Origin of the sequence: Citrobacter sp. CK188, from assembly GCF_030333525.1 — a bacterium.
Lineage (GTDB): Bacteria > Pseudomonadota > Gammaproteobacteria > Enterobacterales > Enterobacteriaceae > Citrobacter_B > Citrobacter_B koseri.
The window spans coordinates 205,458-220,926 of record NZ_JAOWFU010000001.1 but is presented as its reverse complement, the minus strand read 5'-3'; the positions used below and the strand labels follow the sequence as shown (position 1 = coordinate 220,926).

14 protein-coding genes and 1 tRNA gene are annotated in these 15,469 nt (G+C 56.1%); 9 read left to right on the top strand and 6 right to left on the bottom strand.

Features of this window, described 5'->3' with window-relative positions:
* Positions 1–134: 134 nt before the first annotated feature.
* From OGV67_RS01040 to OGV67_RS01025, 4 genes are all read right to left on the bottom strand, one after another.
* A tRNA-Pro gene (locus OGV67_RS01040) sits at positions 135–211 on the bottom strand.
* Positions 212–302: 91 nt separating this feature from the next.
* Entirely contained in the window at positions 303–1,994 is a 1,692-nt protein-coding gene (gene eptB / locus OGV67_RS01035; protein WP_115614325.1) for a kdo(2)-lipid A phosphoethanolamine 7''-transferase, read from the bottom strand.
* Between the two features lie 213 nt (positions 1,995–2,207).
* Positions 2,208–3,410 (bottom strand): L-lactate MFS transporter, encoded by a 1,203-nt coding sequence (locus OGV67_RS01030; RefSeq protein WP_115614324.1) that lies wholly within the window; start codon positions 3,408–3,410, stop codon positions 2,208–2,210.
* A gap of 252 nt (positions 3,411–3,662) precedes the next feature.
* A complete protein-coding gene (locus OGV67_RS01025) occupies positions 3,663–4,367 on the bottom strand; it encodes an autotransporter outer membrane beta-barrel domain-containing protein (protein ID WP_115180995.1) in 705 nt (234 codons plus the stop codon).
* Positions 4,368–4,525: 158 nt separating this feature from the next.
* Here OGV67_RS01025 and tag point away from each other — a divergent pair, with 158 nt between their 5' ends.
* Together tag and OGV67_RS01015 are read left to right on the top strand one after the other, a co-directional pair.
* Positions 4,526–5,107 carry a DNA-3-methyladenine glycosylase I gene (tag, locus tag OGV67_RS01020; protein ID WP_012135682.1) on the top strand — a complete coding sequence of 194 codons (582 nt, stop codon included), beginning with the start codon at positions 4,526–4,528 and terminating at the stop codon, positions 5,105–5,107.
* On the top strand, positions 5,085–5,516 hold the full coding sequence (locus OGV67_RS01015) for an N-acetyltransferase (protein ID WP_115614323.1): 432 nt from the start codon (positions 5,085–5,087) through the stop codon (positions 5,514–5,516). The genes tag and OGV67_RS01015 overlap by 23 nt, the downstream gene beginning before the upstream one ends.
* Here OGV67_RS01015 and OGV67_RS01010 read toward each other — a convergent pair.
* On the bottom strand, positions 5,494–7,827 hold the full coding sequence (locus tag OGV67_RS01010) for a molybdopterin guanine dinucleotide-containing S/N-oxide reductase (RefSeq protein ID WP_115614322.1): 2,334 nt from the start codon (positions 7,825–7,827) through the stop codon (positions 5,494–5,496). The two genes, OGV67_RS01015 and OGV67_RS01010, sit on opposite strands and share 23 nt — an antisense overlap.
* A gap of 166 nt (positions 7,828–7,993) precedes the next feature.
* Here OGV67_RS01010 and OGV67_RS01005 point away from each other — a divergent pair, with 166 nt between their 5' ends.
* The 6 genes from OGV67_RS01005 (at position 7,994) to ghrB (ending at position 13,928) form a co-directional block, all read left to right on the top strand.
* Positions 7,994–8,656, top strand: a complete 663-nt coding sequence (locus OGV67_RS01005; RefSeq protein WP_115614321.1) for an OmpA family lipoprotein — start codon at positions 7,994–7,996, stop codon at positions 8,654–8,656.
* Between the two features lie 117 nt (positions 8,657–8,773).
* Positions 8,774–9,790, top strand: coding sequence for a LacI family DNA-binding transcriptional regulator (locus OGV67_RS01000; RefSeq protein ID WP_071259408.1), 1,017 nt, complete (start codon positions 8,774–8,776; stop codon positions 9,788–9,790).
* 100 nt (positions 9,791–9,890) lie between these two features.
* Positions 9,891–10,640 carry a sugar phosphate isomerase/epimerase family protein gene (locus OGV67_RS00995; RefSeq protein ID WP_047460363.1) on the top strand — a complete coding sequence of 250 codons (750 nt, stop codon included), beginning with the start codon at positions 9,891–9,893 and terminating at the stop codon, positions 10,638–10,640.
* Positions 10,641–10,643: 3 nt separating this feature from the next.
* Positions 10,644–11,582 (top strand): sugar kinase, encoded by a 939-nt coding sequence (locus OGV67_RS00990; protein WP_115614319.1) that lies wholly within the window; start codon positions 10,644–10,646, stop codon positions 11,580–11,582.
* Positions 11,583–11,650: 68 nt separating this feature from the next.
* A complete protein-coding gene (locus OGV67_RS00985) occupies positions 11,651–12,931 on the top strand; it encodes an MFS transporter (RefSeq protein WP_049008241.1) in 1,281 nt (426 codons plus the stop codon).
* A 22-nt stretch (positions 12,932–12,953) separates the two neighbouring features.
* Positions 12,954–13,928, top strand: a complete 975-nt coding sequence (gene ghrB / locus OGV67_RS00980) for a glyoxylate/hydroxypyruvate reductase GhrB (protein ID WP_115614318.1) — start codon at positions 12,954–12,956, stop codon at positions 13,926–13,928.
* A 93-nt stretch (positions 13,929–14,021) separates the two neighbouring features.
* Here the strand turns inward: ghrB and OGV67_RS00975 are convergent, their stop codons facing one another.
* Positions 14,022–14,732, bottom strand: coding sequence for a DUF3053 domain-containing protein (locus OGV67_RS00975; protein ID WP_024131051.1), 711 nt, complete (start codon positions 14,730–14,732; stop codon positions 14,022–14,024).
* Between the two features lie 356 nt (positions 14,733–15,088).
* Between OGV67_RS00975 and OGV67_RS00970 the strand changes: the two genes are divergently transcribed.
* Positions 15,089–15,379, top strand: coding sequence for an HTH-type transcriptional regulator (locus OGV67_RS00970; RefSeq protein ID WP_058668263.1), 291 nt, complete (start codon positions 15,089–15,091; stop codon positions 15,377–15,379).
* Positions 15,380–15,469: the final 90 nt, after the last annotated feature.

Sequence of the window (15,469 nt, the reverse complement as noted above, 5' to 3'; positions counted from 1 at the left end):
TAAGGCGCCTGCGCCGCCATCCGGCGTTACCGAAAGTGGGCGACCGATCCTGCCTGATGGCGCTTCGCTTATCAGGCCTACAATGCTGAATTCCAGGCAGCAAAAAGCCAGCCCGTAGGCTGGCTTTTCTGAATTGGTCGGTGATAGAGGATTCGAACCTCCGACCCCTTCGTCCCGAACGAAGTGCGCTACCAGGCTGCGCCAATCACCGAATGCGGGGCGCATCTTACTGCTCAGGTGCGCGCCCGTCAATCCCTTAGTTTGAAAATGCCATTCAATCGGCGAGAAAGTCAGCAGACCGCTTACTGCACCGCTGCATTCTGTTCAGCCGGAATATGGCACCAGTCGTTGTTTTTGTTAATTCCGCCATCTGGCGAGGTGTAGCCGAGACATCCCATCACCGTGTCATACAGCTCCACATGACGGCGCGGCGTTTTCATCGCCGCCGCCTGTTGCAGGCGCGCAAGCATCTGCGCATGCTGCGGGTTCTCCAGATACTTATCCGACATCCACACCAGCATTGGCACCCGGAACTGTTCTGGCGGCGCCATCTTGCGCGGCGTGCCGTGCAAATGCTCGCGCTCATTGATCGACTCGCCGTGATCGGCGGCGTAAAACACAATGGCTTTCTTATCGCGCAGCTGATCGAACACGCGGGTAATAAAGTGATCAACATAGCTCACCGAGTTATCGTAAGAGTTGATCATCTCCGCTTTTGTGCAGCCATCGTCAACGCCGACACACTCCGGCGTCCACTGCGCAAAACTGCGGGGATACCGCTGCGTATAGTTATAATGCGACCCTTTGGTATGCATTACGATCAGGTGTTTCCCGTCAGGGGTTTGCGCTAACGAACGCTGCATTTCATCCACCAGCAACATATCATCAACCGTCTTACCCCGGTTGCGCGGCTCTGCGCCGATTTGCTCGCGGTAGGCAATGTTATCCGCCATCGTATTGCTGTAGAACCACATTTCGCTCTGCATCGCATACAGATCGGCGCTAAACCCTAACTGCTTCAGCACCGCAAAAATGTTTTGCTCTTTCAGCGTACGCTGTGGATTCTCCGACGCGCCACCCTCGCGCACAAACATACAGCGCAGCGAAAGTTTGGTCGCGGTATCACACGACTCACCCCGGAACGCCGCGAGATTTTTTTCCTGCGCCAGCTTCGGCGTCGTGTTCCGCTCGTAGCCGAAGATGCCCATATGATCCCAACGCGTGGTTTCGCCGATGATAAACACAACATACGTGTCATCAATGCCTTCTGGCGCAACATAGGTAAACTTCTTCGCCGGGTTCATCAGCGAGTTATTATCCGACGACTCATCCACCTGCGCCCAGGCGTACAGCCCTAAAGCCGATAGCCAGTTCGACGGTAAATAAGAGTTCGCCACCACGCCGCCATAGCTCGGCAAATCGATACCCGTTGTTCGTTCAACACTCTTTTGCTGAACGTCGAGCAGACGAATCGGCGCCCACACCATCACCCCAGCCAGAACCACCGCCGCCACGCTGCGAACGCGCTGGCCCGGCGTGCGTAACTGCCGCAGCAGGGTGTAACGACAGCGGTTACTCCAGATAAAGACCAGCGGCAGAATGCTCACCGCCACCAGCCACAAAATGAAGTGCCAGCCGACGACCTCTTTCGATAAATCGATATCCGTGGTCATCACGGAGGCAATAATGCCGTAGCCGATCACCACGTTCAGGAGGGTCATGTAATAGCTGGCGCTCGCGGAGAAGAGCACCACCAGCGTAGCCAGAACCCGCCAGACGCGGCGACCAAACAGGGAAAGCAGACGGAGTAAGAAGAACGTGGCGAGAACCGTGGCCCCAAGTTCAACCACTGCCGAGAGGCCTTTCCAGACGGTAAATTCCTGCGCATAGCTGCCGAACCGGCGGTAAAACACTGCGCAATTCATAAACAGGCCGATATAGAGCGCAAGCAAGAAGCTCAGCTTCTGCTGCGTCATCGATTTAATGTATTTCATGCAAGCAAACCCTGGAAATCGGGATAAAAACCACCCGCAAAAGGCCATTCCAGACCGGGCAGGTGGATAAATGCGGTAACAGCAGATGTCAGACAGTCTACACGCGCGGGTATGTAGACCACAGGGAAGCGTAAAAGTGTCGGAAGAATAAGCAAGCGGCCCGGATATTTACAAAAATATCCAGGCCGGGAAGTGGTTAAATGATGAATAAAATCAGGCGTGAGCCTCTTTAAAGACGCGGCGCTGAGGCTGGCGAATCGTGGTCGAGAGCGCCAGAGAGAGGATCAGCAGAGCGAAAATAACGCAGAAGGTGACGTAGAACCCACCGAACAGCGAGGCGATAATCGACCCGCAAATACTGCCAATCCCAAAGCCCAGGTAAATCACGCCGTAGTTTTTCGCCAGGTTGTTCAGGCCGAAGAACTCGCTCACCAGCGACGGGAATACCGTGATCGTACCGCCGAAGTTAAAGGCGACGCAGGCAATCGCGGCAAAGAACGTCACATCATTCAGCGGCGCGAACAGTAACGCTGCCATCCCGACCAGCGAGACAACCTGACCGAGGGTAATCACGCGGATACGGGCGATTTTGTCAGACAGAATGCCCAGCACCAGGCGGCCTGACAGGTTAGCGATGGAAATCACCGTGACCGCGTTGGCCGCCGAAGCAACATCCATATGCGCCAGCCCCTGAGCAATGTCTTTCGCCACGCCGATGACATACAGACCGCTCATGCAGGCCGTCAGGAACATCACCGCCAGCATCCAGTACTGCGGTTTACGCATGGACTGCGCCAGGGTGAAGTCGTTTTCCACCACCCCGTTTACCGCTTTAACATCCTGATTCGGCGCGTCTTTCATCAGCGTTGAACCAAAGACAATCATCACCAGCACAATCGCGCCCCAGATCATAAATGTCTTTTCCAGACCGACCGCCGCCAGCAGCTGGCTGTCGATGAATTTGAAGCCGAGGCTACCGAGGCCATAAGAACCAATCGCGAAGGCGGAAATCAGCCCTTTACGTTCCGGGAACCATTTTACGCAGTTAGACAGCGTTAACAGGTATCCCGCCCCGTCCGCCAGGCCAACCAGCACCCCGGCGCTCAGCCACAGCATCATAAGGTTGTTGGAATGCGCCGTTAAAAAGAAGCCGATGCCCAGTAAAACACCTGACGCCATCGTGACGCGTTTTACGCCGAAACGTTCCTGTAATTTACCCGCCACGGAAGAGGAGATCGCCAGTCCCAGGCTCAACAAGCCAAATGAAAAGGCCACCTGGCTGACGGGTTCATCCAGTTTCGCAGAGAGCGCGCCATTAAACAGGCTCCAGGTGTAAACAGAACCTAACGCAAATTGTGTGATGATGGTGCCGATAAGCGTCAGCCAACGGGTACGCTGATAATCAGAAGTTTTCATGGCAGTCTTCCTGCATAAACAAAGGAGAAATTCACTGCCGACAACAATAACGAAGTGCTTTTTATGCAGGGGAAAAACGGCATGAAATGCCATCAGAGCGGAATGAAATGCCTGGATTGCGGAATGAATGACGAGACAAAGACTGCGTGGCGTGATTTTTTTAATGTCAGTTAGTACCTACTATCGCTGTACGTCTTGTTATTAAAGAGACTTAATTGTAAAAAACTTGTTTTTATTACGTGCGTATTCTCGTTAAAATCTGGCGCTAACGCCCAGGGTGTACAGATAGTCGCTATTACTTGCGCTGTTATCTGCCTGAGAGAGCGCCGCATACGCCGCGATATGCGGGTTCAGTAGCATATCCGCCCCCACCGTCACATCCAGCCAGTTGCCATTCTGATCCGCTGCCGTCATTCGACTCAGCCCCGACTGCGCTTTCCAGATGTTCTCGCCGTATTGCTGGTTATAGCTGATTTGCGCCCAGGGACGGATCTCGCCAAACTGCGAATTCACCCGCCAGCCCAACGTACTGACGCTGGCATGCCACAGAGGGTCGGTCAGCGCCTGCGCCGTCACGCTGTCGCCAAATTCATTAAACATCGAGGTGGTTGAGCCGTCGTAATGCAGGCTGGCGACCGGCCCGGTCGTCACGCGCCCGGCAAGCGGAAAATTCCAGCCCATGCTCATGCCGCTGGTCGCATCCAGTGGCGTTTGATCGGCCAGGCTCAGCACAGGGCCAGGCGCATTCTGGCTGGACCGAATCCGCTCCGCCAGAATATCGTTGTAACTTGGTTGGTGATCGCTGTCCCATGTATAGCGTTCTGTCGTATGACCCGATACGGCATCAGCGATATATTCTTGTTGCCAGGCATATGCTGTGTTAGTGAAAATTGCACAGACGATAACGCTCGCCAGGCAGCACCACACCTGGCGACCACTGCATTTTTTTATAATCATCAACGCGACTCCAGAGAAGAGCCGAATTCGGCGATATTATTGTCATTGTTTGGCGGTTCCAGGGCTTATTAGCCCTGTATTAAATATTGTCTTTTTAGCTGGCGCGTCAAGGCGGGCCGAATGAAATTTTTGCGGTAGTCAAAACAGCGAGGAAGAGTATGCAGCGTTGCGGATGGGTCAGTCAGGACCCACTATACATCGCCTATCACGACAAGGAGTGGGGCATTCCCGAAACCGACGGCAAAAAGCTGTTCGAGATGATCTGCCTTGAAGGCCAGCAGGCGGGGCTTTCCTGGATCACCGTGCTGAAGAAACGGGAAAACTATCGCGCAAACTTCCACCACTTTGATCCCGTCCGCGTCGCGGCGATGCAGGAAGACGACGTTGAGCGTCTGTTGCAGGATGCGGGCATTATTCGCCATCGGGGGAAAATTCAGGCCATCATCGGCAATGCCAGGGCGTATCTCGCGATGGAGCAAAATGGTGAACCGTTTGCTGAATTCGTCTGGTCTTTTGTCGAAAACCAGCCGCAGGTAACGCGAGCCGCCAGCCTGAGCGAGATCCCCACCTCAACCCCCGCGTCGGATGCGCTGGCAAAAGCGCTGAAAAAACGCGGCTTCAAGTTCGTCGGCACCACCATTTGCTACTCCTTTATGCAGGCGTGCGGGCTGGTCAACGACCATATCACGGGCTGTTTCTGCCATCCTGGAGGTCAGCATGATTCGCGAATCCCAGACTGACGATATGGCGTCAATTTTGACGCTCTGGATGGAAAGCACGATCTATGCCCACCCGTTTATCGAAGCGCGCTACTGGCGCGAAAGCGAACCGATAGTGCGTGACGTGTACCTGCCCGCCGCGCAGACCTGGGTGTGGGAAGAAGCAGGTTTACTGAAAGGCTTTGCCAGCGTGATGGAAGCGCGCTTTTTGGGCGCGCTGTTTGTCACGCCGGACGCGATCCGCCGCGGGATTGGCAAGGCGCTGGTGCAGCATGTTCAGCAGCGCTTTACCGCGCTCAGCCTGGAGGTTTACCAGAAAAATCAGTCGGCGGTGAATTTCTACCATGCGCTGGGTTTTCGTATCGAAGACAGCGCATGGCAGGAAGATACACAGCATCCGACATGGATTATGGGCTGGCAGGCGGATTAAACGCCGTAAGCGTCAGCGAAGGGCCGGTATACTTTTCAATCCACGCCAGCGCGGTGTTGCCCGCACAGCCGTTCCCCAGTCGCGAGCTGGGGAGATCTTTGGTCAACACGTTTACCGCGCCATTTTTACAGATGCCGCCAGCCGACACCTCTAAATCCGGCCATGCCCCTTCATGAATGCAGATAACGCCGGGTCTAATGCCCTCCGTCACCACCGCGCCCGCCAGAATTTGTCCTCGGTGATTCCAGACCCGCACCGTGTCGCCGTCGGCAATGCCCCGCGTCTGCGCATCCTGCGGATGCAGAGTAACCGGTTCGCGCCCCGCCACCGCATACTGTTCACGAAGCTGGCTGTAGTTAAGCTGGCTGTGCAGACGATGCGCCGGATGGGCGGACAGCACCTGTAGCTGACCGGGTTCGGCATTGCCGTGCCATTCGTCCGGCTCCAGCCACATTGGGTGTCCTGGGCAGTCCGCATAGCCGTAGTCCGCAATTCGTCGGGAGTAGATCTCTATCTTGCCGCTGTCCGTTTTCAGTGGATGCGCGTCGGGGTCGCGGCGGAAATCCGCAAAGCGGATAAACTGCGCGTTGGCCGCATTCTCCGGCATTTCAATCAGATCGTTGGCTTCCCAGAACTGTGCAAACGGCGGCAGCGTCACCTGCTGGCTGGCGCCGCGTTGCCCGGCGATGTTGTAGAAGGTTTCCAGCCACTCAAGTTCGCTTTTCCCTTCGGTAAAGCGCGCATGACCGCCCGTTTCCCAGCGCTCGCTCAGTTCGGCAAACACGTCAAAGTCATTACGGGCCTCATCACGCGGCGGCACAACCTGCTTCATCGGCACCAGATGCTGGTTGCTGTAGTCGCCGGTCATGGTTAAATCGTTACGTTCATAAGAGGTCGTGGCAGGTAACACGATATCGGCATGTTTCGCCGCAGCGGTCCAGAAACATTCGGAGATCACCACCAGTTCCGGCTTTTGCCAGGCGCGAATCAGACGGTTGGTATCCTGATGATGCGTAAAGTTCGCGCCACCGGCCCACCAGACGAAGCGGATATCCGGGAAATGGCGGTTCATACCGTTGTGCTGATAGGGCGCGCCGGGATTCTCCAGCGCCTCGACAATGCGCGCCACCGGAATTTTGTCTACCGCATCGGTGCCGCCTGGCAGACTGCCCTGCATTGAAGCCAGTACGGCGGCGCGGCGCGTCGGGTTTCCCCCGTTGGCGAAATGGTACGAGAGGCCAAAACCGCCGCCGGGCGTGCCAATTTGCCCTAACATGGCGGCAAGCGTTACCAGCATCCAGTGTTTTTGCTCGCCGAACTGCTGACGCTGCATCCCCCAGCCAGACATCAACATAGTGGTGTTTTTATGGAAGAGTTCCGCCAGTTCGTGAATTTTAGCGGCGGATATGCCGCAAATATCTGCGGCCCATTCCGCCGTTTTCGCCACGCCGTCGCTCACGCCCAGCAGATAGTCGGCGAATGTCTCGTAACCGGTCGTGCAGCGCGCCAGAAACGCGTCATCATGCCAGCCGTTTTTCACCAGCGTATGCGCAATCCCCAGCATCAGCGCCACGTCAGTCCCCATATGCGGGGCGATCCACTCCATCTTATCGCCAAAGAACGCCGCGCTTTCCGATCGCATTGGATCGATGCAGATCAGTCGTTTCCCGCTGTTGCGCAGCGCGGCAAAGTAAGCAATGCCCTGCTCATCCGACGCATTCCAGGCAATTTTTAGCGTATTCAAAGGGTTGGCGCTCCATAGCACCACCACGTCACTGTGTTCCAGCACAACCGGCCAGCTGGTCTGCTGCTGGTAGACTTCGTTTCCGCCCACCACATACGGCATGATGGCCTGCGCCGCCCCCGTGGAGTAATCCCCCAGATGCCCGGTATACCCGCCCGCCAGCGCCATATAACGCTGCAACAGGGTGGAAGCTTTATGCAGCACGCCATTCGAGCGCCAGCCATAAGAACCGGCAAAAATCGAGGACGGCCCATATGTTTCACGAATACGTTTGTGTTGGGTATGGATCAGATCCAGCGCCTCATCCCAACTCACCCGCACAAATTCATCCTGACCGCGCACGCCCTGTGGCTTCTCTGGCGAGGCGAGAAATCCTTTACGCACCATCGGGAAACGCACCCGGGTAGGGCTGTGAACCTGGTCGCGCACGACGGTTTGCAGGGAATTGAGATGCGAAGTGGGCAGCGCCCCGCGAGACGCGAGAATCGTCTCGCCGTCAGTGTCGACCCGGACAGGTCCCCAGTGGGCGGCGGTTAATACCGAATAGTGCGATGGTGCGTTGATCAAAATGCGCTCCTGAATGCGATGCAGGTGTGACGGCTTATTTATTATGCCGCTCAATGTTACTTACAAATTTAAGAGTCTTCCCTGGAATTTTCTTCATGTTCGCACGTCATAATCAACCGCCACCGTCGCTGTGGCGAAAAAATAAAAAAGTCATTAAGGAACTAAGATGAAAAAACGTGTTTTGGTCATTGCTGCTATCGTGAGCGGCGCCCTGGCAGTATCTGGCTGCACAACAAACCCTTACACCGGCGAGCGCGAAGCGGGTAAATCCGGCATTGGCGCGGGCATTGGTTCTCTGGTCGGCGCAGGCGTCGGCGCACTCTCCTCTTCCAAGAAAGATCGCGGCAAAGGCGCGCTGATTGGCGCAGCGGCAGGCGCGGCGCTGGGCGGCGGCGTTGGCTATTACATGGACGTACAGGAAGCGAAACTGCGTGACAAAATGCAGGGAACGGGCGTGAGCGTGACGCGAAGTGGCGATAACATCATCCTGAATATGCCGAATAACGTCACCTTCGACAGCAGCAGCGCAACCCTGAAACCGGCAGGCGCCAACACGCTGACCGGCGTGGCGATGGTGCTGAAAGAGTACAACAAAACCGCCGTTAACGTAGTGGGCTACACCGACAGTACCGGCGGGCAGGATCTGAACATGCGTCTGTCGCAGCAGCGCGCGGACTCCGTGGCCAGCGCGCTGCTCACCCAGGGCGTTGCCGCCAACCGCATCCGCACCAGCGGCATGGGCCCGGCGAACCCGATCGCCAGCAACAGCACCGCCGAAGGTAAAGCGCAAAACCGCCGCGTGGAAATCACCTTAAGTCCGTTGCAGTAATCGTTGTGCCGGGTGGCGGCTTCGCCTTATCCGGCCTACATTCTTATCCGGCATGAAGCGCTTGCCATCGTTGATTTTCGCGTTAAGGTGTTGTCACCAAATTCAGGGAAATCAGCGATGAGCAAATCAACACGGGCAACCATCAGCGATGTGGCGAAAGCCGCTAAAACCGGAAAAACCAGCATTTCACGCTACCTCAACGGTGAGAAGCATTTGCTGTCCGATGCCCTGCTGGCGCGCATTGAAAAAGCCATTGCCGAACTCGACTATCGCCCAAGCCTGATGGCCAGAGGCCTGAAACGCGGTCGTACCCGCCTGATTGGCCTGATCATCGCCGATATTACCAACCCCTATTCCGTTAACGTGTTGAGCGGCATTGAAGCCGCCTGCCGCGAGAAAGGGTTCACTCCCCTGGTCTGTAACACCAACAATGAGGTGGATCAGGAACTGCACTATCTGGATCTGCTGCGCAGCTACCAGGTGGAAGGCATCGTGGTGAACGCCGTCGGGATGCGCGAGGAGGGGCTGAACCGCCTGCAACAGTCGGCGCTGCCGATGGTTCTGATTGACCGTAAAATCCCTGATTTCGCCTGCGATGTCGTGGGTCTGGATAACACCCAGGCGGCAACAACCGCCACCGAACATCTCATTGAGCAAGGGTTCGAGGCGATCCTGTTTCTCAGCGAACCGCTCGGTATGGTCAATACCCGCCGCGAGCGCCTGAACGCATTTCGTGCGACGCTGGCGCGTTACCCTGGCGTGGTGGCGGAAAACGCCGAGGTGCCGCTGGCGGAAAATACGCAACTGGATAACACCCTGCGCCAGTTTCACCAGCAGCACCGGGGGATGCGCAAAGCCGTGATCTCCGCTAACGGCGCGCTCACATTGCAGGTCGCCCGTTCGCTCAAACGCATTGGTCTTAACTGGGGCAGCGACATCGGCCTGCTCGGTTTTGACGAACTGGAATGGGCAGAGCTGGCAGGCGTCGGCATCACCACGCTGAAACAGCCGACCTGGCAAATTGGTTTTGCCGCTGTCGAGCAGGTTGTACGCCGCATTGAAGGGGGCAGCGACGCGATTCACGAGCAGGTTTTCTCCGGCGAGCTGATCGTTCGCGGCTCCACCGCCCGCTAATTTTCCTTCGTGATGGTGATCATAATTTCGACACACTGCACTTTTCTTTGGAACCGGTTCCATCTAGCGTAATAGCAAGAGCGATAGATTTGGAGTTCCCATGCAAAGAAAAATTATGGTGGTCACCGCCGCCTATGGCTACGACCAGGTGCGTGCCGCAGGCGGGCAAACCGCGATGCTGCCCATCATTGCCGGAGCGGGGGCGGATGGCGTCGAGATTCGCCGTGAAATGTTCACTGACGCCGAGCTTAACGCGCTCCCGCTGCTGGCGGCCGCCATTGACATTTTCGGCCTGCTGGCCTGCTATTCCGCGCCGGAACCGCTGTTCCTGGAGGATGGCAGCCTCAACCCCCACCTTCCCGACCTGTTACAGGAAGCCCGTACGCTGCAAGCGCTGTGGCTGAAAGTGTCGCTGGGTCATTTTGAACGCCAGGATCAGCTCGACACCCTGCGTGACTGGCTGGAGAGCAGCGGCATGGCGCTGGTGGTGGAAAATGATCAAACCGCCTGCGGGAAATTGCGCCCGATGCAACGCTTCAATGCCGCCTGTCAGGTACAGAACCTGCCCATCAGACTGACGTTTGATATGGGGAACTGGCTGTGGGTAGGCGACTCGCCGGAAGACGCCGCACGTTACCTGGCGCCCGCCGTCGGCTATATCCACGTTAAAGCCGCCACGCCCCATCACGACAGTTTCCGCGCCGTTGCGCCGGATGACGCCGACCCCCGCTGGCTGGCGCTGCTGAACGCGCTGCCTGTTGATGTACCGCGCGGTATTGAGTTCCCACTGGAAGGGCAAGACTTGACGGCGGTGACTCGTCGCTACGTCGATTTGTTACGTGAGGAGTAACGCATGAAAAATTCTCTGGATGTCATCACGATTGGTGAAGCGATGGCGATGTTCGTCGCCACGCAAACGGGCGATCTCGCGGACGTAGACGCATTTATCAAACGCGTCGCCGGGGCCGAACTTAACGTAGCGACCGGCCTGGCGCGCCTGGGGTTAAACGTCGGCTGGGTAAGCCGCGTCGGTGATGACAGTTTTGGCCGTTTTGTCCTTAAGTCGCTTGAAAAAGAAGGGATTGATGCGCAGGGCGTCACGCTGGACGGACGTTACACAACCGGCTTTCAGCTTAAATCTAAAGTCGAAAATGGAACCGATCCCATTGTGGAATATTTCCGTAAAGGTTCCGCTGCAAGCCACCTTTCCGTGGACGATTACCACGATGCGTACTTCTCCGGCGCACGTCATCTGCACTTAAGCGGCGTTGCGGCGGCGCTTTCCGCCAGTTCTTATGAACTGCTGGCGCATACCGCCCGCACCATGAAAGCGCAGGGCAAAACGATTTCATTCGATCCGAATCTGCGCCCGGTGCTGTGGAAAAGCGAAGCCGAAATGGTGGAAAAACTTAACCGCCTCGCCTTCCAGGCTGACTGGGTGCTGCCCGGTCTGAAAGAGGGAATGATATTAACCGGACAGCAAACGCCTGAGGGCATTGCCGATTTTTATCTGCGCCACGGCGTGAAAGCGGTGGTGCTGAAAACCGGCGCGGATGGCGCCTGGTACAAAACCGCTGAGGGCGAGCAAGGCTGCGTCGCACCGGTGAAAGTGGACAATGTGGTCGATACGGTTGGTGCGGGCGATGGCTTTGCCGTGGGCGTGATCAGCGCCCTGCTGGAAGGCCGCACGCTGCATCAGGCAGTGACGCGAGGCAATAAAATTGGCGCGCTGGCGATTCAGGTTCAGGGCGACAGCGAAGGATTACCCACTCGTGAAGCGTTAGGCGAATAAACTTCACGCAATGATAACAGCCCCCTGTACCCTACATACAGCGGCGGCATAGTGACAGAGGCAGGCCTATGACAAGCTCAACAAATGCAGCAAAACGCTGGTGGTACATCATGCCTATCGTGTTCATCACGTACAGCCTGGCGTACCTGGATCGCGCAAACTTCAGCTTCGCTTCCGCAGCGGGGATTAACGAAGACCTCGGCATCACGAAAGGGATCTCCTCCCTGCTGGGCGCCCTGTTCTTCCTCGGTTATTTCTTCTTCCAGATCCCAGGCGCGGTGTACGCCGAGCGTCGCAGCGTACGTAAACTAATTTTTATCTGCCTGATTTTATGGGGGGCATGCGCATCGCTGACCGGGATGGTGAGTAATATCCCAATGCTTGCCGCCATCCGCTTTATTCTCGGCGTCGTGGAAGCGGCCGTTATGCCCGCCATGCTGATTTACATCAGCAACTGGTTCACAAAGTCAGAGCGTTCGCGCGCCAATACGTTCCTGATTCTCGGCAACCCGGTGACGGTGCTGTGGATGTCTGTGGTTTCAGGCTACCTGATTCAGGCGCTCGGCTGGCGTGAAATGTTCATTATTGAAGGCTTCCCCGCCATCATCTGGGCGTTCTTCTGGTGGGTGCTGGTGAAAGATAAACCGTCACAGGCCGGATGGCTGACGGAGTCAGAAAAAGCCGCGCTTCAGGCGCAGCTGGAAAAAGAGCAGCAGGGCATCAAAGCGGTACGCAATTACAGCGAGGCATTCCGCTCACGCAACGTCATCCTGCTGTGCATGCAGTATTTCACCTGGAGTATCGGGGTGTACGGGTTTGTTCTGTGGCTGCCGTCCATCATCCGCAGCGGCAGCGCGAATATGGGCATGGTGGAAGTCGGCTGGCTCTCTTCAGTGCCATACCTGGCGGCGACGATCGCGATGATCGTTGTCTCCTGGGCATCCGATAAACTGCAAAACCGTAAACTGTTCGTCTGGCCGCTGCTGTTGATTGCCGCCTTTGCCTTTATCGGCTCATGGGCCGTTGGCGCGAACAACTTCTGGCTCTCTTATACCCTGCTGGTTATCGCCGGTGCGGCGATGTATGCCCCTTATGGCCCATTCTTCGCCATTATTCCTGAAATGCTGCCGCGTAACGTCGCGGGCGGCGCAATGGCGCTGATCAACAGTATGGGCGCGCTGGGCTCTTTCTTTGGTTCATGGTTCGTCGGCTATCTCAACGGCGCAACCGGCAGCCCGGCCGCCTCGTACATTTTTATGGGGGTGGCGCTTTTCGCCTCAGTATGGCTAACTTTAATTGTTAAGCCTGCTAACAATCAGCAATTACCGATTGGCGCACGCCACGCTTAAACCTTAACTCACGGAGATCCGCATGAAGCCGTCCATTATTCTCTACAAAGCGTTACCTGACGATTTACTGCATCGCCTGGAAGAACATTTCACCGTCACGCAGGTGCCAAATCTTCGCCCGGAAACGGTAGAACAACACGCCCAGGCTTTCGCCAGCGCGGAAGGTTTGTTGGGCTCCAGCGAAACCGTCAATAGCGCACTGCTGGAGAAGATGCCGAAACTACGCGCGGCATCGACCGTCTCCGTGGGTTATGACAATTTTGATGTGGCTGCCCTCAACGCGCGCAGCGTATTGCTGATGCACACGCCGACCGTGCTGACGGAAACCGTTGCGGATACGGTAATGGCGCTGGTGCTAAGCACCGCCCGCCGCGTGGTGGAAGTGGCCGAACGCGTCAAAGTGGGGGAATGGACAAAAAGCATCGGGCCAGACTGGTTTGGCACTGATGTACACCACAAAACGCTGGGGATTGTCGGGATGGGGCGCATTGGTCTTGCGCTGGCGCAACGCGCCCACTTCGGCTTTAACATGCCGATTCTCTACAACGCCCGCCGCCATCATCCTGAGGCGGAAGAACGCTTCAACGCCCGGTACTGCGATCTGGACACCCTGTTACAGGCGGCGGATTTTGTCTGCCTGATCCTGCCGCTGACGGAAGAGACGCATCACCTGTTTGGCGCGGCGCAGTTTGCCAAAATGAAGTCCTCCGCCATTTTCATTAACGCAGGGCGCGGCCCGGTCGTGGATGAAAACGCGCTGATTGCCGCCCTGCAAAGCGGTGAAATTCATGCGGCGGGTCTGGATGTGTTTGAACAAGAACCGCTGCCGGTCAATTCGCCGCTGCTGTCGCTGCCGAACGTTGTGGCGCTGCCGCACATCGGCTCCGCCACCCATGAGACGCGCTACAACATGGCCGCCTGCGCGGTGGATAACTTAATTGATGCGTTACAAGGCAAGGTGGAGAAGAACTGCGTGAACCCGCAGGTCGCAGGATAATAAATGGCCGGGCGGCGGCGTTGCCCAGCCCGGCCTACAACGTTGCTTAGCCGTATGCCCGATCGACGCCAGCGCCATCGGGCATAAACAGCGTTACTGGATCGCGTTTACCGCAGTGGTCCAGGCCTGATTAAATGCCTGGTGCTGAGACGCCAGCGGCCCAATCAGCGTGTTGTACTGGCTGGCCTGCTGTGACGTCGGGAACTGAATGCCGTTCGCGACAAAGCTCACCTGCGTATCCTGCTGCGCCACAAAGTCGCCGACCTGCACCAGTTGCTGCGTGAAAATTTGCGCAGCCGGAATCAGCGGCTGTAACGCCTCCGAAGGCGCCGTCACCACTTTACTGTAAACCTGATCAAAGACCGGTTTCAGGTCGTCGGACTGTTTCAGCGCGCTGTGCGCGGCATCTGCCTGCAATTTCGCATTCTGCAACTGCTGACCCAGCACGCCCAGAGAACCATTTGCCTGACGCAGCGGCTCGCGCTGAGTGACATAGTCCTGAGGAACGCGGATCGCATTGACGCTATCCACAACCGGACGCAGACCGGAATCCATCGCCTGATTCACCTGCTGCGAATAGCCATACAGGATCGCATAATCAGACACGAACGGACCAAATTGTTTTTTCTGATCGGCGGTCAACGTCGGCAGACGCTCCCCGCTACGCATCGCAGTATTCTGCAGGAAATCAATAAACGCTTTACGCTGATCACCTTCTTTATCAAAACACCCGCTCAGGCTAACTACCATTAATAACGCCATAACAGGCGCAAACCAGCGAGAGCAGGACTTACCTGTCGCCATTTTAATACTCCTTTCACCCAAAAATGCGCACAACGATGCCGCGTGCCTGACGCTGACAAGGATAGTCCAGGACAGCCTTGCAAGATACCCTTTCTGCGTAATCTTGCCGTGGAATATTATACGAAGAAACGGCCAGCTTTTTTACGTGATAAAATTTTTGTTATCTTTACAATTGCGCGCCGTCGATCCGATATGTCGGCCTTTTTCAGATCCTTAGCCAACGCGCGATCCTGACCGGAATGCGCTGAAACGAATCCACTTCTTTGCCGCTTCCAACCGGCTTCACGTTTCCCGACTATTCTTAATGAGCTTCGATGAAATTCACGATCCCGCTGTGTGATTTATAGGAGTTCTCAATGGAATACAAAGATCCTATGTTTGAACTGCTGAGCAGTCTGGAACAAATTGTTTTTAAAGATGTATCGCAGACGATTATCCTGACAAACAAGCCCAACCCTTTTACAGAGTTTGAACAGTTACGAAGAGGAACCGGGCTAAAAACAGATGATTTTGCCCGGGCGATGGGCGTAACCGTTGCCATGGTGCAGGAATGGGAATCCAGACGGGTAAAACCGTCGAGTACCGAGTTAAATCTGATGCGCCTGATCCAGGCCAACCCAGGTTTAAGTAAGCAGTTGATGAAATAGATTATTGCCTGATTTTTTCGTTTAACGGTCCTGTTAAGGGGCCGTTTCCCGACAGACTTACCCGAAAGAAGTAAAATAAAAGTTGCATCC

What these genes read in the sequence shown, in the direction of transcription:
- eptB (WP_115614325.1), bottom strand. Translation starts at nt 1,994, where the DNA reads ATGAAATACATTAAATCGATGACGCAGCAGAAGCTGAGCTTCTTGCTT.
- OGV67_RS01030 (WP_115614324.1), bottom strand. Translation starts at nt 3,410, where the DNA reads ATGAAAACTTCTGATTATCAGCGTACCCGTTGGCTGACGCTTATCGGC.
- OGV67_RS01025 (WP_115180995.1), bottom strand. Translation starts at nt 4,367, where the DNA reads ATGATTATAAAAAAATGCAGTGGTCGCCAGGTGTGGTGCTGCCTGGCG.
- tag (WP_012135682.1), top strand. Translation starts at nt 4,526, where the DNA reads ATGCAGCGTTGCGGATGGGTCAGTCAGGACCCACTATACATCGCCTAT.
- OGV67_RS01015 (WP_115614323.1), top strand. Translation starts at nt 5,085, where the DNA reads ATGATTCGCGAATCCCAGACTGACGATATGGCGTCAATTTTGACGCTC.
- OGV67_RS01005 (WP_115614321.1), top strand. Translation starts at nt 7,994, where the DNA reads ATGAAAAAACGTGTTTTGGTCATTGCTGCTATCGTGAGCGGCGCCCTG.
- OGV67_RS01000 (WP_071259408.1), top strand. Translation starts at nt 8,774, where the DNA reads ATGAGCAAATCAACACGGGCAACCATCAGCGATGTGGCGAAAGCCGCT.
- OGV67_RS00995 (WP_047460363.1), top strand. Translation starts at nt 9,891, where the DNA reads ATGCAAAGAAAAATTATGGTGGTCACCGCCGCCTATGGCTACGACCAG.
- OGV67_RS00990 (WP_115614319.1), top strand. Translation starts at nt 10,644, where the DNA reads ATGAAAAATTCTCTGGATGTCATCACGATTGGTGAAGCGATGGCGATG.
- OGV67_RS00985 (WP_049008241.1), top strand. Translation starts at nt 11,651, where the DNA reads ATGACAAGCTCAACAAATGCAGCAAAACGCTGGTGGTACATCATGCCT.
- ghrB (WP_115614318.1), top strand. Translation starts at nt 12,954, where the DNA reads ATGAAGCCGTCCATTATTCTCTACAAAGCGTTACCTGACGATTTACTG.
- OGV67_RS00975 (WP_024131051.1), bottom strand. Translation starts at nt 14,732, where the DNA reads ATGGCGACAGGTAAGTCCTGCTCTCGCTGGTTTGCGCCTGTTATGGCG.
- OGV67_RS00970 (WP_058668263.1), top strand. Translation starts at nt 15,089, where the DNA reads ATGGAATACAAAGATCCTATGTTTGAACTGCTGAGCAGTCTGGAACAA.